General features: G+C 46.9%; 27 protein-coding genes. 7 read left to right on the top strand and 20 right to left on the bottom strand.

The genetic code is table 11. The features are described from left to right. Positions 1 to 18 precede the first annotated feature (18 nt). Complete coding sequence (locus ACHZBF_RS18840; RefSeq protein WP_321529269.1) at positions 19 to 1,014, bottom strand: threonine ammonia-lyase; 996 nt, start codon at positions 1,012 to 1,014, stop codon at positions 19 to 21. Between the two features lie 366 nt (positions 1,015 to 1,380). Further along, on the bottom strand, positions 1,381 to 1,950 hold the full coding sequence (locus tag ACHZBF_RS18835) for a uracil-DNA glycosylase (RefSeq protein ID WP_029134571.1): 570 nt from the start codon (positions 1,948 to 1,950) through the stop codon (positions 1,381 to 1,383). A 122-nt stretch (positions 1,951 to 2,072) separates the two neighbouring features. On the opposite strand from ACHZBF_RS18835, the gene ACHZBF_RS18830 reads away from it, so the two are divergent. Continuing rightward, positions 2,073 to 2,318: a type II toxin-antitoxin system CcdA family antitoxin gene (locus ACHZBF_RS18830; RefSeq protein ID WP_321529268.1), complete on the top strand. Its 246-nt coding sequence runs from the start codon at positions 2,073 to 2,075 to the stop codon at positions 2,316 to 2,318. Then, a complete protein-coding gene (locus ACHZBF_RS18825) occupies positions 2,318 to 2,635 on the top strand; it encodes a CcdB family protein (protein ID WP_321529267.1) in 318 nt (105 codons plus the stop codon). The genes ACHZBF_RS18830 and ACHZBF_RS18825 overlap by 1 nt, the downstream gene beginning before the upstream one ends. Positions 2,636 to 2,696: 61 nt before the next feature. Here the strand turns inward: ACHZBF_RS18825 and ACHZBF_RS18820 are convergent, their stop codons facing one another. From ACHZBF_RS18820 to ACHZBF_RS18775, 10 genes are all read right to left on the bottom strand, one after another. Further along, positions 2,697 to 2,957, bottom strand: a complete 261-nt coding sequence (locus ACHZBF_RS18820; RefSeq protein ID WP_321529266.1) for a helix-turn-helix domain-containing protein — start codon at positions 2,955 to 2,957, stop codon at positions 2,697 to 2,699. A gap of 1 nt (position 2,958) precedes the next feature. Continuing rightward, positions 2,959 to 3,240 (bottom strand): type II toxin-antitoxin system mRNA interferase toxin, RelE/StbE family, encoded by a 282-nt coding sequence (locus ACHZBF_RS18815; protein WP_321529265.1) that lies wholly within the window; start codon positions 3,238 to 3,240, stop codon positions 2,959 to 2,961. A gap of 201 nt (positions 3,241 to 3,441) precedes the next feature. After that, positions 3,442 to 3,720: a hypothetical protein gene (locus ACHZBF_RS18810; protein ID WP_321529264.1), complete on the bottom strand. Its 279-nt coding sequence runs from the start codon at positions 3,718 to 3,720 to the stop codon at positions 3,442 to 3,444. Positions 3,721 to 4,274: 554 nt separating this feature from the next. Next, entirely contained in the window at positions 4,275 to 4,718 is a 444-nt protein-coding gene (locus tag ACHZBF_RS18805; protein ID WP_321529405.1) for a transposase, read from the bottom strand. A 12-nt stretch (positions 4,719 to 4,730) separates the two neighbouring features. Next, positions 4,731 to 5,807, bottom strand: a complete 1,077-nt coding sequence (locus ACHZBF_RS18800) for a transposase (RefSeq protein ID WP_321529263.1) — start codon at positions 5,805 to 5,807, stop codon at positions 4,731 to 4,733. Positions 5,808 to 6,002: 195 nt separating this feature from the next. Then, a complete protein-coding gene (locus ACHZBF_RS18795) occupies positions 6,003 to 6,494 on the bottom strand; it encodes a hypothetical protein (RefSeq protein WP_321529262.1) in 492 nt (163 codons plus the stop codon). Positions 6,495 to 6,579: 85 nt separating this feature from the next. Continuing rightward, positions 6,580 to 7,757 (bottom strand): IS3 family transposase gene (locus ACHZBF_RS18790; RefSeq protein WP_321528446.1). Its coding sequence is split into 2 segments (ribosomal slippage): positions 6,580 to 7,472 and positions 7,472 to 7,757, totalling 1,179 coding nucleotides; the frame shifts between segments, so codons are not numbered across the junction. A gap of 79 nt (positions 7,758 to 7,836) precedes the next feature. Then, a complete protein-coding gene (locus ACHZBF_RS18785) occupies positions 7,837 to 8,316 on the bottom strand; it encodes a hypothetical protein (protein ID WP_321529261.1) in 480 nt (159 codons plus the stop codon). A gap of 97 nt (positions 8,317 to 8,413) precedes the next feature. Beyond that, on the bottom strand, positions 8,414 to 8,968 hold the full coding sequence (locus tag ACHZBF_RS18780; protein WP_321529260.1) for a hypothetical protein: 555 nt from the start codon (positions 8,966 to 8,968) through the stop codon (positions 8,414 to 8,416). 64 nt (positions 8,969 to 9,032) lie between these two features. Beyond that, positions 9,033 to 9,431 carry a hypothetical protein gene (locus tag ACHZBF_RS18775; protein WP_321529259.1) on the bottom strand — a complete coding sequence of 133 codons (399 nt, stop codon included), beginning with the start codon at positions 9,429 to 9,431 and terminating at the stop codon, positions 9,033 to 9,035. Between the two features lie 138 nt (positions 9,432 to 9,569). Between ACHZBF_RS18775 and ACHZBF_RS18770 the strand changes: the two genes are divergently transcribed. Together ACHZBF_RS18770 and ACHZBF_RS18765 are read left to right on the top strand one after the other, a co-directional pair. Then, positions 9,570 to 9,791 (top strand): TA system antitoxin ParD family protein, encoded by a 222-nt coding sequence (locus ACHZBF_RS18770; RefSeq protein ID WP_321529247.1) that lies wholly within the window; start codon positions 9,570 to 9,572, stop codon positions 9,789 to 9,791. Beyond that, positions 9,769 to 10,074 carry a type II toxin-antitoxin system RelE/ParE family toxin gene (locus tag ACHZBF_RS18765; protein ID WP_335342989.1) on the top strand — a complete coding sequence of 102 codons (306 nt, stop codon included), beginning with the start codon at positions 9,769 to 9,771 and terminating at the stop codon, positions 10,072 to 10,074. The genes ACHZBF_RS18770 and ACHZBF_RS18765 overlap by 23 nt, the downstream gene beginning before the upstream one ends. A gap of 77 nt (positions 10,075 to 10,151) precedes the next feature. Here ACHZBF_RS18765 and ACHZBF_RS18760 read toward each other — a convergent pair whose 3' ends face one another. The 3 genes from ACHZBF_RS18760 to ACHZBF_RS18750 all read right to left on the bottom strand — a co-directional run bounded on the left by ACHZBF_RS18760 (position 10,152) and on the right by ACHZBF_RS18750 (position 11,292). Next, positions 10,152 to 10,556, bottom strand: coding sequence for a hypothetical protein (locus ACHZBF_RS18760; RefSeq protein WP_273440638.1), 405 nt, complete (start codon positions 10,554 to 10,556; stop codon positions 10,152 to 10,154). Positions 10,557 to 10,653: 97 nt separating this feature from the next. After that, complete coding sequence (locus ACHZBF_RS18755; RefSeq protein WP_321529253.1) at positions 10,654 to 10,950, bottom strand: hypothetical protein; 297 nt, start codon at positions 10,948 to 10,950, stop codon at positions 10,654 to 10,656. A 63-nt stretch (positions 10,951 to 11,013) separates the two neighbouring features. Continuing rightward, complete coding sequence (locus ACHZBF_RS18750; RefSeq protein WP_321529258.1) at positions 11,014 to 11,292, bottom strand: hypothetical protein; 279 nt, start codon at positions 11,290 to 11,292, stop codon at positions 11,014 to 11,016. A 339-nt stretch (positions 11,293 to 11,631) separates the two neighbouring features. Between ACHZBF_RS18750 and ACHZBF_RS18745 the strand changes: the two genes are divergently transcribed. Together ACHZBF_RS18745 and ACHZBF_RS18740 are read left to right on the top strand one after the other, a co-directional pair. Next, a complete protein-coding gene (locus ACHZBF_RS18745; protein ID WP_321529257.1) occupies positions 11,632 to 11,943 on the top strand; it encodes a transposase in 312 nt (103 codons plus the stop codon). Then, positions 11,940 to 12,800 (top strand): IS3 family transposase, encoded by an 861-nt coding sequence (locus tag ACHZBF_RS18740; protein ID WP_321529256.1) that lies wholly within the window; start codon positions 11,940 to 11,942, stop codon positions 12,798 to 12,800. Before ACHZBF_RS18745 ends, ACHZBF_RS18740 begins: the two co-directional genes overlap by 4 nt. Here ACHZBF_RS18740 and ACHZBF_RS18735 read toward each other — a convergent pair whose 3' ends face one another. The 4 genes from ACHZBF_RS18735 to ACHZBF_RS18720 form a co-directional block, all read right to left on the bottom strand. Continuing rightward, positions 12,801 to 13,133, bottom strand: a complete 333-nt coding sequence (locus tag ACHZBF_RS18735) for a hypothetical protein (protein ID WP_321529255.1) — start codon at positions 13,131 to 13,133, stop codon at positions 12,801 to 12,803. A 91-nt stretch (positions 13,134 to 13,224) separates the two neighbouring features. After that, positions 13,225 to 13,620 (bottom strand): tautomerase family protein, encoded by a 396-nt coding sequence (locus ACHZBF_RS18730; protein WP_321529254.1) that lies wholly within the window; start codon positions 13,618 to 13,620, stop codon positions 13,225 to 13,227. 104 nt (positions 13,621 to 13,724) lie between these two features. After that, positions 13,725 to 14,021, bottom strand: coding sequence for a hypothetical protein (locus ACHZBF_RS18725; protein ID WP_321529253.1), 297 nt, complete (start codon positions 14,019 to 14,021; stop codon positions 13,725 to 13,727). Positions 14,022 to 14,486: 465 nt separating this feature from the next. After that, positions 14,487 to 14,960: a hypothetical protein gene (locus ACHZBF_RS18720; protein ID WP_321529252.1), complete on the bottom strand. Its 474-nt coding sequence runs from the start codon at positions 14,958 to 14,960 to the stop codon at positions 14,487 to 14,489. A gap of 93 nt (positions 14,961 to 15,053) precedes the next feature. On the opposite strand from ACHZBF_RS18720, the gene ACHZBF_RS18715 reads away from it, so the two are divergent. Then, complete coding sequence (locus tag ACHZBF_RS18715) at positions 15,054 to 15,461, top strand: hypothetical protein (protein ID WP_394707587.1); 408 nt, start codon at positions 15,054 to 15,056, stop codon at positions 15,459 to 15,461. A 63-nt stretch (positions 15,462 to 15,524) separates the two neighbouring features. On the opposite strand, the gene ACHZBF_RS18710 is transcribed toward ACHZBF_RS18715, so the two are convergent. Continuing rightward, the gene (locus ACHZBF_RS18710; RefSeq protein WP_321529250.1) at positions 15,525 to 16,388 is read right to left on the bottom strand and encodes a PIN domain-containing protein; all 864 of its coding nucleotides are present in this window, start codon (positions 16,386 to 16,388) and stop codon (positions 15,525 to 15,527) included. Positions 16,389 to 16,437 lie beyond the last annotated feature (49 nt).

The raw sequence follows: 16,437 nt of genomic DNA, 5'->3' as shown, positions 1-16,437 counted from the left end.
CCTGGCGAGTCCACGGCGTTATTTTTTATATCCGCTAGAAAAGTACGAGTGTTGGTAAGCTCGCCTGATTTCATCAGAAGAGGCATTACAGCCACTAAACTGTAAAACCACTTTCTTCCCTTTCAATTTATATTTCAATTTCAACGCCGCCATAATCGGCGCGCCTCCGGCCCCCTCAACCAGATTGTGTGTGTAAAAACCTGCCAGTGCGATGCCTTGATAAATCTCCTCTTCCGAAAGAACGACAAAGTCTGCCAGGTTTTCCTTGTAAATACTGAATGGCAGTTCATAGGCTATCCCGGTCGCAAAGCCGCCGGCAAAAGTTGAATTGGGAGCTTCGATAATTCCTCCCTTCTTCCAGGAAAGATATGCCGCTTGAGAACTGGAAGATTGAACCGCGTAGATTTCAATTCCCGGATTAATATTCTTGAGAGTTGTTATCGCGGCAGCGGCTTCACTCCCCGCGCCAATCGGTACAATAACGGCATCAACATCAGGCAAATCTTCTATCACTTCCAAAAATCCTGTACCAACACCATTAATCAGATGTGGCTCATTCGCAGGATGCACATAATATAGGCCCCTGCTTTCACACAAACTCTCTACCACATTCGCCGCCTCTTCAAAAGTACCACCAGCTTCAATCAGTTCGGCGCCGGACTGCCGGATCATTCTATTTTTTGCCGGATTGTTATTTTGCGGGACAACCACAACTGAATCGACCCCAAACCACGAAGCGGCACAGGCAATTGAAATGCCATGATTCCCCGTAGAAAACGTAATGACCCCCGTTACATCCCTAGCCTTTAGATGGGACATCAAATTAACACCGCCACGAATTTTAAAGCTCCCTGTTGGATGATGGTTTTCATGCTTTACGTAGATGCTCGCACCAATCAATTCAGACAGCCCTATGTATTCTAGTAAGGGCGATGGCGTGAGTCTGTTGTAAACGGCTTTACGGGCACGGATCACTTCGGCGAGGGATATGGGTTGGCGCTTGATATCGTCCATTAGTCTTTCCATAGCTGGTGGTTTGATAGGCTGACATTGGCCTTGCTGGTCAGAGGAAATTATTATTCGGTCCTCTTTGCCCTATCCTGACCGCATAGTCGGGAGTATGTCCAGCGTCACGATCACCTCCTTAACCAGCAAACTTTCCGGGTGAAGGATTTGACTTCGATAGTTGGTTTTTTTACACATAACGCTAGCGGTGACCGGACCTGAAACACGGTGTGGTTTTTGCGGTAAAATCCAGCGAAGCGAGGCCACAAAAAAGCGCGCCGATTTTCGGGTTAGGATCAGAGCGACTTGAATCACTTGTTCCAACAAACGGTTCAGATCGTGGCTCACTTCGCTCTCACGATCCAACCTTATTCATTATGTATTTGCTTCCACAATGACCTTGGACAAATTCCGGATGTACTCCTCACGTACGGCCTTGGGCTTTTTCATAATGAATGAAGGGTGATAAACAAAGTGTACGTGAGTGACTGAATTCGCTGAGTGCATTGTTTTCACACAAGGACGGGATACAGTTGGGTTGATGTGCGTCCATGCGTCTTTTCCTAAGCAAATAATGATTTTTGGAGATAACCAAGACAATTCCTTTTCGAGGTAAGGACTGCAATTAGCGATTTCATGTGGCTCGGATTTGCGATTTCCATCCGGGTGACATTTAACAACATTGGTTATGTAAATGTCCTTTTTCTCGATATTTGCCTGCTCAAACGCTAGATCAAGCAATTTTCCAGAACCACCAGTAAAGGGGATTTGGGCTTCTATGCAGGGCTTTCCGCAAAGAGACTGGCCAATAAAAATGATTCGGGAGTTAGTATTTCCATAGCCAGGCGCATTTTCAGTACCGAGTTCCTTAGAATTCAATCCCTCGCACTTTTGGCAAGACTTAATGCTGTGCCGAAGATTCAGCCATTTATCGGTGTTGTTCATTTTTTACGTATAACCCGGAAAGAACCGGCGGCGAAGCCGCCTGGTTGCTTGACTTGTTAAAAGCGCCCAACTACCATTATGCGCACTACCTATGCGCATAAACTATCCTGGGAGCGAATATAATGCAATCTGTAATTGACAGCAAAGCCCCAAAGAAAGCCGCTAATCTTAGTATAAACAAAGAGTTACTAGAAGAGGCTCGCAACCTAAACATAAACCTTTCAGCAACACTTGAGCAGGCACTAACTGAAAAGGTGCGCCAAGAAAGGCGCAAGCAATGGCTAGAGGATAACCGAGAAGCCATTGAAGCCTGCAATCAACTTGCAGAACAAAATGGTCTTTTCTCTGACAAGCACAGGGTATTCTGATGGATCAATTCGACCTCTACGTTAATACGGACAGCGACACCAACAAGACATACCCCTATTTTGTCGATATTCAGAATGGCCTACTCGATACGCTTAATAGCAGGGTAGTAATTCCGCTAACGCCTATAAGTAAATCCGACAAGAGATACCCCGATAACCTTTGCCCCATCGTAAAAATTAAAAATAAAAAATTTGCTCTCCTTACTCAGCAGCTCACAAGCGTATCCGCCAACTTCCTCAATAAGAAGGAATGCTCACTCTCTTCAAGCAGAGATGACATTGTTGCCGCGATAGACTTTCTGGTTACAGGCATTTAACGCTTTGCACAGCCGGAAGCCGGCCGCGCAGCAGCGGTGGCGTATCGGCTGATGCAACTGGTTACGCTGCTTTACTATCATCAAGCTCCCAGCCTGGAAATACCAACACGGCAGGATGGCAGTGTAGCGCTTTCGCCAATACCTTCGCCCTTTCAACACCCAAGCTCACTCGATTATTCTCAATCGCTGACAGAGTAGATTGTGGAATACCGGTCAATACGGCTAATTGATTCTGGCTTAGCTCCTGTAGTTCACGGATAATGCGAACAGAATCACCAACCGATACATCCGTAGTCTTCTTGGCTTTTTGGTACTCTTTCATATCATTTCCTCCGATAATCGTGAGGAGTTACTTCTACAACTTTTACGAGAACATGGTCGCGTTCAATTGTATAAATTACGTGGTATTGTTGATTTAGTCGCGACGAGCGAAATCCCTTCCATTCCCCCTTCAAGCCCTCATCATTAAAGCCACGGATGAGTTTTAAGCCGTCAGGTCCAGATAGCCGGGCTATATCTTTCCATTTTTCGTAACGTTGCAAGATTTCCTTTGGAATCTTACTCAGCTGCCTCGGGACCTTTCGGTGTTCGTAGATTAACCACATACCATATATAGTATATATACTGTTTTTAGTATGTCACGAGGATTTTAATGCGTAACGTCCGCCACACAGGCGAGCAGCTTGCTGCAAGTCCAGCACACGTAGTGTGCGATTGTGCTGGCGCTTGTTAGAGCTTGCTTGACCAATCGTATCGGTATGATGATCGTGATATTCAGCATTAATTTGCTATATCATGGTTATGAATTAGCCTAAAGCCCCGAGGATAAAGAACCCCATAAATACAAGCCCAAATCCAACCCAACCTAAGTGCCGGTATTTTTTAAAAATGAGGCCGATCAAACACAACGGTCCGAGCAAAATGTTTAAGGACACCCAGAACCAATGGATCCAGTTCTCCCCTCCACCGGGTGCACCAAGGCTCATTAGTAGAGCGAAGAGCAGGGGCAAATAAACAATGATCCCAATAATATTGGGAATAACAAAGAACATAATATGTTCTATCTTGTCTGCTTTATCGTCCATATAATTTTGTACGCTCTAACGCCGAACACAGCCGAGAGGAGCCGCGTAGCGGTGACGGATCGGCTGCTGTTTTTTGTTAAGCATGTTCCACCCATAGCCAATAAACGAATGATAATAGCCAGACACTTAGCAAAGACAAGCCCGAGAGAAGCGCTGGAGAAGACAATAATACAGATACTCTTTTAGTAAGTGCTTGTTTTAATGTAAGTGTTAAAAACACGCCAAATAGGCAAAAAACGAAGGAGTAAACCAGAGTTGCCCATGCAATGAGATTATATTCCCCTACCAAATGAGCATCATTTTCCGTGAATACATTGACTCCTGACCATAAAAAGAATGCAAAGCAAATCATTCCAATAGTATTTGCTAGTATTGCCAACCCCAATCTAAATTTTTGCCAATTATTCATTTATGCTTAACGAGCCTGTCGAAAAACCCGCCTAACGCAAACAAGTTTCTGGCTGGTGAATTCTCGAGGACACTCTTTCATAATTATTGGTAGCTGTTTGATGATTTATCTATATGGCGATCAACACGCCATCGTTCCTTGCTTTCTACGCCCATTCCCATCCATACCGGTGGATCTTCAAGATATTGTGTAACAACATCATCAACTTCCATTGCCCATCCACCTTGCGCTTGCCTCTTAGGCTAAATCGCTTGATGCCGATGGCATCCGTAATGTGTCCAAACACCGGCTCCACCGTGCCCAGTCGCTGACTATAGATATGCCGGCCTTTCGGGCTGTCTATTTTGCGCTTCATCCGCTCGATGATTCCCGCCTTTTGCTCCTGCGTGATATCCAGTGCGACGTTGATCTGGCGTGGGGTAGGCTGGTTTGGATTCCGCAGACAACGCTTTCTCAACCCACAGTCGTTGCAGTCGTGCTCGTAGCCCTGAAACTGCATGAACAGGTGATGGCCGATTCGGGCGCGCCGGGCCTTGAGCCACATTATCTTTCCCGCTGGGCAACGACAGGTCTCGCTTTTTCGGTCGATGGCGAATTCACTCTAGCTGAAACGCTCCTTGTCCTGGCGCTTGTTTCGTTCCTTGGCGGATTTGTGATCCTTGAAACGCGGATCACGGGAACGGAATCCGGTATCGGCCAGATAGGCATCGATACCTTCCGCTTCCAGGTATTCCAGCATCTCCCGGTTGTGATAACCCGAGTCCGCCGTGATCTGGGTCTTTTTCAACTGCTTTTCTGATGCAGTGTCAACGAAGGTTTCTCTGATCCCTTCGAGGACCGGCTTCAATAAGCCATGTTCCTGACCCTGCCCAAAGGCCTCGGCATGCACCACAACTTGGCATTGGCTATCCACCGCCGCTACACCGGTATAGCCCTGTATCACGCCATGACTGGTCTTCATCTTGGCGCTTTCGTTGTCGGTGATGTTGCTTTTTACCGTTTTGCCGCTTATCCCCTTACGCTCGGTTTCGGTATCGAGAAAGTGTTTGATCTTGCGTGAGACGGCCCGCAGCTTCTTGATCTGTTCCTTTTCGCGTGCTTGTATGTCCGGTGCCAGCTCGGCATTGTCTTGCTCTTGATGTCGCTGCAGCATGCGGCGCACCGCTCTATCAATCTTCTGACGCTTCTTTTTCAGTTCGGCATGGGTGCCACTCCACTCCTTGGAGGCATTAGAGGGTAGCTTGCAACCATCAATGGCAAACATCTCTTTGCCAATCAGACCCAGCTGATCACACATCAATACGATCTGGCTGAACAGATCGGTAATCGCTTCCGGTGCACGGGAGATGAAATCGGCCAGTGTACTGAAATGGGGTTGGGTATCGGCCGAGAGCGCCATGAAGGTGATGTTCTCACGGCACAGCCGTTCAATCTGTCGGCTGCTGGTGATGCCTTTGGAGTAGGCCAGGATGATGATCTTTAGCAGTAGTCGTGGGTCATAGGCCGGGCGGCCATTGTCATCGTTGCGGTAGTGGCGATCGAAGGACGTCAGGTCCAGTTCATGATCAATTAAATAAGAGAGGGAATATTCAAAGCTGCCGGGGAGAATCTGGCGATCAAAGGCAACCGGGATCATCTTCATTTGATCGTAGTTGTACTCCTTATAGCGGGCCATCATCCATTCTCCCTGCCGGTATTATTGTGTTTCTGATTTTACCCAATAACGGGGTTTTTCTACAGCCTCAACGCCCTGGTAAGCGGCGCTCAGCATGGAGCGTTTGCTCGGGCAAAAATGGCGAAGCCATGCCCGAGCAGGCGCGGAGTGCTGAGCGTCCGAGTGAGGAGCAAAGCGACGAACGGCTTGACCGTTTTGTTAGGCCCATTCTTCGTCTTCTCTTGAGGCCGCCCTATCGATCAGAGCATGATCTTCTGGAGCGAACTGCACGAATCTCCCTTGAGAGTAAGAAAATCTTTCTTCTTGCAACTCAGTTTGGTACCTGCTCCAGAACACCTCGGCAAGCTCCGCAATTGACCCGGGCTTTTCAGTCATTACCTTCGGTTCAACGTAGAGAGTGCAAATAGCGCCATCCCGGCCAGGTACTTTCGTGAGCAGTTGGGAAGGCTTGTATGGAGCGTGAACCGATGTGAACACCGGCTCCTCCAGACGATCACAAACCCGCAACGTGACGCTGACACCATCAGGGGCTTCTTCGGCGATAGACGCAACTAGCTTCTCCACCGCTTGCTCCGAAATATCAGTTTCTACGCCCTGTCTGAGATACGCACCAAACAGAAATGGCAACGTTAACCCATAGCGGGCTTTACGATTCTCCTCTAGCAATTTGAACCACAGCGGCTGTTTCATATCAGGCCTAACGTTTCGCATAGCCGAAAGGAGCCGCGTAGCGGCGACGCATGATCTTCCCCCGATAAAACGGACACATGAATTATCACGCTGTCATCGCTTCATATTCCGCGGGTGCCAGGTACCCGATCCCTGAATGCATCCGGCGGTGGTTGTAAAATCGGTTGATGTAATAGTTGAGAGCATACCTGAGTTCCTTGTCATTATGAAACACATTCCCTCGGATCAGTTCGGCCTTCAAGGTATGGAAAAATGATTCCATATGGGCATTATCGGTACAACACCCAGGCCGGTTCACACTGGGCCGCATACCCAGCCTCTTCAGTTCATCCCGAAAGCGATGCGAGGTAAATTCGATCCCCCGATCCGTATGGAAGATCAGGCCCTCTTTTACCTCCCGATCCCTTACCGCATTTCTCAATGCCGACAAGGTCAAATCAACCGTTCGGTGGTTGCTCAATGACCAACCCAATATCCGTCGACTGTAGACATCCAGTACCGTCGCCAGATAGCGCCATTTCCCGGCCAACTTGAGATAGGTGACGTCTGCTACCCACACCTGGTTGATGGCTGTCGGGGCCGGCTCTTTCAAACGAAGATTCTCGCCACTGGCTACGAAGCGCTTCAGGCCGGGACAACGCCGGGTAACTCGGACAACCCGTCCTTGAAGCTGCTTTTCGCGCATCAGGCGCTCTACACGCTTGCGCCCAACCAATACCCCCTGCTGCTTCAACGCCTGGAATACTCGTGGGCTCCCATAAACGCCCTGGCTTTCTTCATGGATGGCCTCTATCCATTTCCCCAACGCTGCATCTTCCTTGCGCCTCTGTGAGGGTGACCGCTTGAGCCAATCATAGAATCCACTCCTCGACACTCCCAGCCAGCGACACAAATAGCTTATTCCGAGTTGCCGGTTTCTCGCGATGAATCGATATCGTTCTGATGTTCCTCCGCAAGAAACCGTTGCCACTTTTTTAGGAGATCATTCTCCTGTTTCAGGCGGGCAACCTCTTTTCGCAGTTTCTTCAGTTCATCCAGCTCCTGTTTCTCCTTTTTGATGCTGGTGACTTTTCTACGCTTGTCTGTCACGATCTTTCCTTCCCGGTACTCTTTTCTCCATCGTGACAGCATAAACGGGTGAATGTCGAGCGTCTCGGCCACCTCCTTAACCTGCACACCCTCAAGGTGACTGAGCTGTACTGCTTTGGCCTTGAACTCCTCCGTGTATCGCCAGGTCTTCCTCGGTTGATTGTATCTTGGCATTGAACACCCTCCTGTTAGAGATGAGTGTCCGTTTTAGTGGGGGATGTTCAGCATCCGAACGAGCGCCTTGTTAGCCGCTTTACGCATTTTCGTCGTAAATTCTCGTAAAGTTTTCGAACTCTGTGCCTTTAAGATCATTTTCAATAACCCTTTTCGCAACCTCGAAATCTACTACAAAGTTACAAACTTCCATTGTTCCGCTACCAATGCTACCACCGTCACAAGCACCAAGGCCTGTCCAGCCTAGAGTTTCATTCATTCTATCTTCAAGCCTATGACGCTTTTCCACGTCTTCTCCATTTCCCATTCCATCCACTTCATACTCTATTAAAAGTGTATAGTGGTCTTCTGGCTCGACTGGGTGATAACCTTCAGAAACGAAATTATCTATTTCTTTTTGAATCAGATCGGTAGTTTTTTTAAACAAAGATGATTTCACTGTTTTGGACTGTCCTTCCGTCCCTAACTCACCCCAATGTACGGTATGGGTACCATCATCATTGTCCCAGGTTTCCCAGTACAACTTTTCGTTATCTGTAATTTTGTAAAGTTTTAGCACTGAGTTTTCCTACTTGTTCGGCTAACGACCAGCTTTGGGGCGCCGAGCGATAGCGAGTGCGTCCCAGCGAACTATAGTGAGCGCCAACAGCGCCTTGTTAGCCATTTCTTGGCTCCAGGGTAAATGACCTCCTAAGATTTAGCTCTGTATTTCTTAAAACATCATGAATATTTACTTCCACTACCCACTCCCCCAAAGGATCACTTTCTTCACCTATGAAATTGATAATAGCTGGTGATAATCGCACGTTATTAATATCTCCCATTGGTGTATCGTTTAAACACCAAAAGCTTTCGTAGTTAGCAGCTTCAGTGCCATCGGGCCTCGTAACTTTTAGTGCGCAACGGACGCTAGCTTGACCATATTCATTAACTTTGGGATTGACGAAGAAAGTAAGTATGACGATCCCTTCCCCAACACGAACAGTCTCTGCCTCTGCAAATGGTGGCACGTTGTCAGGCGGCGTCTCCCATTTTTGCTGCCAATTTAGATCCGAAGTAATTACCAATGAGCCCCCAAAATCATTCTCTACTTTTCTATACTCCGTATGCTCCCAATCATTTCGTTCAGCGCCAAGCCAAACACGACTCTCAGCATTCACCAGCAAAGATGAAGAAACATAGATCAAAATGGCTATGAGGTTGCTTTTCATGGCTAACGATCAAGGCAAGCGGCGGCGAAGCCGTCCGATTTGGCCGCCTTGTTATGAGTACTTTTCACAAACAGTCCAATCCACTTGCGCACGTAACATACAAAGCCCATAAAGGCCAAACGAACATCGTTGCTAACACCACAACCAAAAGCGCGATATGTTTCTGAACCGCTTTCCGAATTTTCACCAACAATTCGTTTACAGCAACAAAGACAAACAGCGGCATAACTATGCTCAGAAAGTTGACCAGGGCGAGCAATACTGGTCGATTTTCGGCCGCCCAAGAACTGTGGCTTTGATATTGCCCCTGAACGGTCAGCGCGATACAGATAACAGAGGCCACAATAATCTCTGGAACTAGCCCCTTCCTTTCCTTTAAGAAAAGCAGTAATTCGGCCACCGCAAACGCTAGCAGATAGTAGGCCCAAGAATTCTTAAAGGAACCAATCAGGAACTCTTCCATAAGTACTCATAACGCAGCGCTTTGCGGCTGCTTTGAAGCGCTAGCGGAAAAGCAGTCCGACAACAGCGCCTTGTTACGACTTGCCTCAAATGTGGCGTTTTGCTACAATCCATTTAATACTCTCCAGAGGTGCATGAAATGGCCACAACCAGCGTACGATTAGACCAAGCTCTTGTTGAGAAAGCTACGATCATGGCTAAAGCTCTCAACCGTACACCGCCGAAGCAAATTGAGCATTGGGCGAAGATTGGTGAAATCATGGAGGACAACCCTGACCTTCCCTATGAATTTGTAAAACAAGCAATTATTGCTGCCGCAGAGCGAGAAGCAGGCAAGCTTGAGAGCTACGATTTTGGCTAGGGCATCTCGTGTTTTACAAACACCTACTTTTAGAAAGGCGGTAAAGAAACTCAAGCCAAACCAAAAAAAAGAGCTTGATGCTGCCGTCAAAGAATTAATGGCAAAGCCTAGTCTCGGCGAACAAAAGAAAGGAGATCTCGCATTTTTGCGCGTGTACAAATTCAAGATGAATAAGCAACTTACCCTACTCGGATATAGTTTTGACGATGGCACTTTGACTCTTGAGTTAATGGCTCTTGGCTCCCACGAAAATTTTTACCGCGATATCAAACGACGCACTTAGAGTTGTAACGTTTGAGTTGTGTGGTGAGCGCGTTGTTTGCGCGAGTCCAACACGAACGATTTGTTATAGGTTTTTTGTTAATAACGTTTAAACCCGTTTTTAAGTTGCGAGCCTCTAACCCAGAAAAGAGGGATATTATTTTTAGGTAACTCAGCTTTAACTTTGTTTTGAAGCTCTATTTCACTTTCAGAATAGGATGATGGGTGTGTAGTTACTACCCAAAGACCATTTTCAATAACAGATTGATCTTGTTTGTTAATGTATTCGAGGACATCGTTTAGTGATTGTAGAACTGGCTGCCCTGGCTCAGGTTTTAGATAGGCAGCGTACGATACCTGAAACCCCCATGGCTGATCGGATATGTCAGCAACGCGCTTCGGTAATGCGTGAACAGAAATACCTTTGTCTCTCTGTGGCTCGCCAGCATATGAAAGCGGTGATAGTAGAGCTAAGAACAATATTAATGAGATAAATCTATCCATGTTTTTTTACCTATAACGATTTGGGTAAGGGGCCGTAGCGAAGCGGAGGTCCCAGCCTGCGAAGCAGGCGTACTTGACCCGCTGGTTATGCGTGCTACTACTTGATATGACGACTTTTTCTCTTTTCATTGAGCTTTGTTTCCACCAGGCCCAGTATTATTAAAGTAGCTAAGATTCCTATGAATGTAGGTAAAACACTTACCACATAGCCTAGGAATCCATGCTCCTTTACATACATACCAATACCATCTAGCCCTGTTATTACCGATTCCCTTCCAGATATCTTTGTAATAAATGTCTTCTCAGCACTTCCATAATCCAACATGAAAGTAATCAGAGCAGCAGGAAATAATGAGATCCCAAGGCTCTTTTGTATGTTTCTTTTAAAACGCATAACGCCCGGCTTCAGCGGGGCAGGCGCGATAGCGACTGCGTCCGCTGCAAGCCATTGTTAGGCCTATTTGCATTCTATTGCCAGATTATGCTGAGGGGCGGCCATAATAGAACCATTGACTGGCACTGCTACCGTTCCCGATGCGCGATCAATAATTGTGTACCCATTTGGACATACTTCACCAGCTTTTTGGTAACATGCATCAAGTGTGCGCCCCATGCCGCTGCAACGCATTGAATAAGCAGTTTTTCCGCTTGGGCCAATAAATTGTTTTGGAGCGATGGCAGCACACGCCGAAAGTAGTAATAAAAGCAAAACGCTCGTAATTATTTTCATTTTCACCTCAGCATTCTTGTATTGAGATTAGCTAACAGCTTTCTCACAATGTTGTAATAATTTAACCCAAAACTCTAAACCCCCCACTTGTTCTGGTTTTATACCATCGCCATCTAGTGCCCTTGCATCAAACTTGAATTTACTTCCATCGTAAAGCTCTATGGGGTAGATATTCCGATATTTCTCAAATACCACCCACTTGGGTCTCCATGGGTTATGTGCAAAGGCGTTACGTAATTGATTAACCATTACCCTAATAGCTTTTCTGTTTGGGTCGGATTGAAGCTCCCCCAGTTTAACGGAGACTTTTATTGAGCGACACTATGTCGAAATAGGAGTTTCCATATGACAGCAAAACGTAGGCCCTACAAGCAATACACAAAAGAATTCAAGGAAGAGGCGGTGCGGCTAATGCAATCATCAGATAAGCCAGCATCGGAGGTTGCCATGGAGTTAGGCATCCGGCGCAATCAACTCTACAAGTGGCGTGACCAGATCCAGGCAAAAGGAGAGGCAGCATTTGCAGGACATCGCGGCAGGCCGAAGAAAGAAGACCAAAGTGAGATGACCACTCTTCGGCAGGAGAATGAGAGGCTGAAGGAGGAGATAGAAATCCTAAAAAAGGCCGCAGCGTACTTTGCGAAGGAGCTCAAGTGAAGTACGCATTTATTCAAGCTCACAGCAAAGAATTCAGGGTATCCCGCCTCTGCGAGGTGTTGGGGGTATCCTCCAGCGGCTATTACGACTGGCGGGACCGTCCAGAAAGCGTCAGGGCAAGGCGAAATCGCCAGCTTGTGGCCAAGATCAGGCAGTTTCACAAAGCCAGTCGCAAGATTTACGGCTCACCCCGTATTCATCAAGACCTCGTGGATTCGGGAGACCAGGTTGGAAGGAATCGCGTAGCCCGGCTGATGCGCGGCCACGGCATTCAATCGAAAATGGCAAAGAAGTTTGTTATCACAACGGACTCGAAGAATACCCTACAGCCAGCCCCTGATAGGCTTCAGCGGTGCTTTTCAACAGATAAGCCTGATCAAGCCTGGGTATCGGATACCACATTCATCCGGACGCGTCAGGAGTGGTTATATCTTGCTGTGGTGATAGACCTGTTTTCACGGCAAGTGCTGGGCTGGTCAATGAGTGATAAGAACAATACGACTCTTGTTCAGGATGCACTGAGAATGGCCGTATGGAAGCGGGGCAAGCTGGGTTCGGTGATAGTTCACTCGGATCAGGGCAGCACCTATGCGTCTACCGATTACCAGAAACTGCTGAAGAGCCATGACTTGGTGTGTAGTATGAGCAGAAAGGGTGAGTGCTTGGACAATGCCGTGGCGGAAAGCTTCTTCGGTACCCTGAAAACGGAGTTGGTCGATGACGAAGACTACCGTACCCAGGAAGACGCCAAAAGGAGCCTGTTCGAGTACATTGAGATTTTCTACAACAGGCAAAGACGACATTCCTATCTGGGCTATGTCAGCCCGATGGAATTCGAGGCAAGACATGCCTCATAATTAAACGCTCCGTTTTTTTGGGGGAACGTCAGATTCTGACGCCAAACTGCCAAATACTTCGTCAAGTGTTTCATCTACAGTTAGGGCAGACGCGCTTAGCGCTATGAGTACGATGTTAGCTATGCCAAGCTTCAAGTCTGATTCTGTTCCATCAGGAAAGCCTGGAACCGTCACGCCAGTACTACCCGTATGAACTTCCACTACACGGTTGAATATCTCTTTATTAATGCGGCCAGCTTCCACTTCTGCACTCAACCTAAAAGCAAGGCTTAGAGTTGCTTGAGCAGTAGCTATTTTATTTGCCGGTGTTTCTATTCCGTGCCCGTTTGTCATGTTGGCCTAACGTCGTAAAGCACTGGCACCAAAAAGCAGAGCGCAGCGACGCTTTTTGGTGTCCATGTGAATTTGCCTTGTTAGCTGTAGATTACACTTTAACCTCAAAACCAAGATCAACATCACATGCCGCTTGGCCACCACGTATGCCCCAATTTTCCGCCGTAATTTCTCGCAACATGATTTTGACGTGATTTGCAGGAATATCAAACTGAGACAGGTTATTCACTATGGCTTTGTACAGTTTCCGCTTTGCTTCAAGTGACCTGCCCGCAAAACAATCAATACTTATGTGCGTGTAATACTCCTGTTTCTCCCGATCAGGAGGACACTGAAACCTATGTGGCTCATGTACCAGTAACCGCACATTTCTATCGCCCGGAAGTATTTTGAATGCCTCCCGTAGTGCTGCGTGCACAGCCTCCATTATTCCTGATTCAGTTTCTGGTGCGTATTGTTGACGCACTTCGATTAGTACACTTGGCATTGATTCTCCTTTTTTACAGCTAACGATTTGGGTAAGGGGCCGTAGCGAAGCGGAGGTCCCAGCCTGCGAAGCAGGCGTACTTGACCCGCTGGTTATGCGTGCTACTACTTGATATGACGACTTTTTCTCTTTTCATTGAGCTTTGTTTCCACCAGGCCCAGTATTATTAAAGTAGCTAAGATTCCTATGAATGTAGGTAAAACACTTACCACATAGCCTAGGAATCCATGCTCCTTTACATACATACCAATACCATCTAGCCCTGTTATTACCGATTCCCTTCCAGATATCTTTGTAATAAATGTCTTCTCAGCACTTCCATAATCCAACATGAAAGTAATCAGAGCAGCAGGAAATAATGAGATCCCAAGGCTCTTTTGTATGTTTCTTTTAAAACGCATAACGATTAATGTTAAGTGGCCGTGAGCTGAACGAAGTGAAGCACACGGACCACTTCAACGGGTTGTTCTATGCTGGGCCTTTCATACATCCGACTCGCTACCTTTTCGCACCCCGTGAGTTTCGGGAGACGCGATCGACGGGAGGACTGGATTTGTGCTCGGTGGCAGTGCCGTTGGTGCCTGGCAGGGAGGGATTCTTTGCCGTGAAGCCTCGTGCTCATCCGGTAAAACTCGTTTACCGTGTGAACTCGTGGTTTCACGGTACCATTTTTATTCATCACTCCCTGTCTTCCTTTTCATCAGCTTTCGTCAGATTTTTCTTCTTTTATCCTTGCTTTTGTTTTCCTGTCTCAGGCTCGGAGAAATACTGTATGTTGTTGTTTTATTTAGCCTATTTGCATAGAACGCTGTGCTCTGCGGAAATTTGGGAGCGACAGCGAGCAAATTTTCCGTAGCAGCACCTTGTTAAGTGACACTTTCATGTGACCAACCCTCGACAATACGCTGAATTAACATTGTGTCGTTCCATATACCTCTTATTGGTAGCTTTTCCATTCCAGGTTTGAGTTTACCAACCTTCCATTCCTTCTCGCCATCCCAGAGCCACCATGTTTCGACATGCCCTTCTTGATTGGCAGTCCCAGCTCTAAAGGTTGGAAAATCTCTTGCCTTTAGAGGAATATCTTCGTTTGAAACAATTTCAACTATGCCTCTATTGCAGGCCTGGCCAAGTGGAAAGAAAGTTAAAAATTGAGGTTCAGATTCAATAATTTCGCGAAAATCTGATGGGCGTTTCTTATGTAGTTTGGTAAACACTCGTAAAAGCGAGCCATATTTTGGCGAGGTGTCATGCTTGTGTGTGAACTGGGCATAAGCTGATCCTTTAGGAGTCTTTATTTCGATTACATCGCCTATCTTCGGTCTCTTTCTAATTGCCACGTTTATATCCACTTAACGCCAGCCATCATCGGGCCAGCGCCCGCAGGGTGCTGGGTCCGATGATGGCATTGTTAACGCATTTTGAGGTGAGATATGACCCCGATTGATTGGCTACTGAGTGGCGACACTGGGACGAGCAGTAAAACGATTTGTTCCGTGCTTACAGGTAGCGACGCGCCGAAATACGGCGCTGACGTACCGCATGACCCCGGCGACTTCGGGCGGTGTTCGCGGCTGCTGGAGCATTTCCCGGAGTGGGTTGGCCGACTCCCAGAGGTGGCAGAGCAGTATCCCGAGTGGTCTGCCCTGGTGCGCGAGTGGGGCGCACTCGAACGCATGTACAAAGCAAAAGACGATGGACTGTATGACCGGATGCAAGAACTGATCGAAGAAGGTCGGATCTCAGCAGGGTGGACGAAATCCGGTCCTGGATTGTGGCGCGGACCCAAGCTGGATGAGCTGGAAATTGCACCAGGCGTGACCATGAGTTTTGAGCGTTAACGCTGCCTTCAGCGGGGCAGGCGCGTTAGCGACTGCGTCCGATGGAAGGCCTTGTTAAATTCATTACTTATTCTTTTGCGCATTTGCGGAAGCCTCCTGAAAGAATTTTATCAGGCGAAGAAACTCTGCCGATCGGTTGCCTACTGGTTCAGATGCTTCGGCCTCATTTGCTTCTATAATTTCATCCTCTGCTTTTTCCATAGCTTTACTCACCGTGAGTTTTACCGCTTTAAAGGCAACAGATAAGCGTTCAGTCAGTATTATTTTCCTTGTCCTGCTCACACGCTCCTTAAACTCTTGACTTAACCAGTCATTCAAAAATGATTCGTTTTTAACTATCGCTCCAAAATCAGTATCTCGGGTAACCAAAATTACGTGCTTGCCACTTTCCTGTGCACATCTAATAATCCATTCCCAATTTACAGCATCACCAATAGAATTATCCTCCTTCTTTCGTGGAGGATACCCAAGAACAAAGCGCTTTCTCGCTAGGTTTCTTACGGCGTACCGCTCTTTCTTGCTTCTATCCAGGTTATACGGTGATTTATGTTTAAACAATCTTTGAAGAGTTTGATATACAGGATCGTTACTAGGAGGATTTTTTAGAACCTTTATGATTTTTTCTGTGACTTTCTTTTGTTGTGTGCAGATCTCTTTTTTCTTTTTTTCAATCTGCTTGGACGCCTGAAGCTCTGAAAGGAGGGCAGGTACACTTAAATTATTCCAGTCGGGATTTTTAAATTTATTTAATGTTTCTAGTATTACTTTTTGGCGATTCTTCTTAAACTCCATTTCAACCTGACTACCGAGAATAATGAGATCTTTATGTTTATCAATCAACTCTAAGTAAGACATGCTGACATCTGATTTCCTTATTCTGTAGAAATCCAGAAATATATTGGTATCGATGAAAATCAATGCATCCATGTCATTCTCTTAAATTTAACGCCTCAATAAATGGCGCGCAAAGCGCGTC

Origin of the sequence: Sedimenticola selenatireducens (assembly GCF_963675335.2) — a bacterium.
Lineage (GTDB): Bacteria > Pseudomonadota > Gammaproteobacteria > Chromatiales > Chromatiaceae > Sedimenticola > Sedimenticola selenatireducens.
This window is presented reverse-complemented; position numbering and strand designations above follow the sequence as displayed.

Coding starts and splice junctions, on each gene's coding strand:
- ACHZBF_RS18840 (WP_321529269.1), bottom strand. CDS start 1,014: ATGGACGATATCAAGCGCCAACCCATATCCCTCGCCGAAGTGATCCGT.
- ACHZBF_RS18835 (WP_029134571.1), bottom strand. CDS start 1,950: ATGAACAACACCGATAAATGGCTGAATCTTCGGCACAGCATTAAGTCT.
- ACHZBF_RS18830 (WP_321529268.1), top strand. CDS start 2,073: ATGCAATCTGTAATTGACAGCAAAGCCCCAAAGAAAGCCGCTAATCTT.
- ACHZBF_RS18825 (WP_321529267.1), top strand. CDS start 2,318: ATGGATCAATTCGACCTCTACGTTAATACGGACAGCGACACCAACAAG.
- ACHZBF_RS18820 (WP_321529266.1), bottom strand. CDS start 2,957: ATGAAAGAGTACCAAAAAGCCAAGAAGACTACGGATGTATCGGTTGGT.
- ACHZBF_RS18815 (WP_321529265.1), bottom strand. CDS start 3,240: ATGTGGTTAATCTACGAACACCGAAAGGTCCCGAGGCAGCTGAGTAAG.
- ACHZBF_RS18810 (WP_321529264.1), bottom strand. CDS start 3,720: ATGGACGATAAAGCAGACAAGATAGAACATATTATGTTCTTTGTTATT.
- ACHZBF_RS18800 (WP_321529263.1), bottom strand. CDS start 5,807: ATGATGGCCCGCTATAAGGAGTACAACTACGATCAAATGAAGATGATC.
- ACHZBF_RS18795 (WP_321529262.1), bottom strand. CDS start 6,494: ATGAAACAGCCGCTGTGGTTCAAATTGCTAGAGGAGAATCGTAAAGCC.
- ACHZBF_RS18780 (WP_321529260.1), bottom strand. CDS start 8,968: ATGAAAAGCAACCTCATAGCCATTTTGATCTATGTTTCTTCATCTTTG.
- ACHZBF_RS18775 (WP_321529259.1), bottom strand. CDS start 9,431: ATGGAAGAGTTCCTGATTGGTTCCTTTAAGAATTCTTGGGCCTACTAT.
- ACHZBF_RS18770 (WP_321529247.1), top strand. CDS start 9,570: ATGGCCACAACCAGCGTACGATTAGACCAAGCTCTTGTTGAGAAAGCT.
- ACHZBF_RS18760 (WP_273440638.1), bottom strand. CDS start 10,556: ATGGATAGATTTATCTCATTAATATTGTTCTTAGCTCTACTATCACCG.
- ACHZBF_RS18755 (WP_321529253.1), bottom strand. CDS start 10,950: ATGCGTTTTAAAAGAAACATACAAAAGAGCCTTGGGATCTCATTATTT.
- ACHZBF_RS18745 (WP_321529257.1), top strand. CDS start 11,632: ATGACAGCAAAACGTAGGCCCTACAAGCAATACACAAAAGAATTCAAG.
- ACHZBF_RS18735 (WP_321529255.1), bottom strand. CDS start 13,133: ATGACAAACGGGCACGGAATAGAAACACCGGCAAATAAAATAGCTACT.
- ACHZBF_RS18730 (WP_321529254.1), bottom strand. CDS start 13,620: ATGCCAAGTGTACTAATCGAAGTGCGTCAACAATACGCACCAGAAACT.
- ACHZBF_RS18725 (WP_321529253.1), bottom strand. CDS start 14,021: ATGCGTTTTAAAAGAAACATACAAAAGAGCCTTGGGATCTCATTATTT.
- ACHZBF_RS18715 (WP_394707587.1), top strand. CDS start 15,054: ATGACCCCGATTGATTGGCTACTGAGTGGCGACACTGGGACGAGCAGT.
- ACHZBF_RS18710 (WP_321529250.1), bottom strand. CDS start 16,388: ATGGATGCATTGATTTTCATCGATACCAATATATTTCTGGATTTCTAC.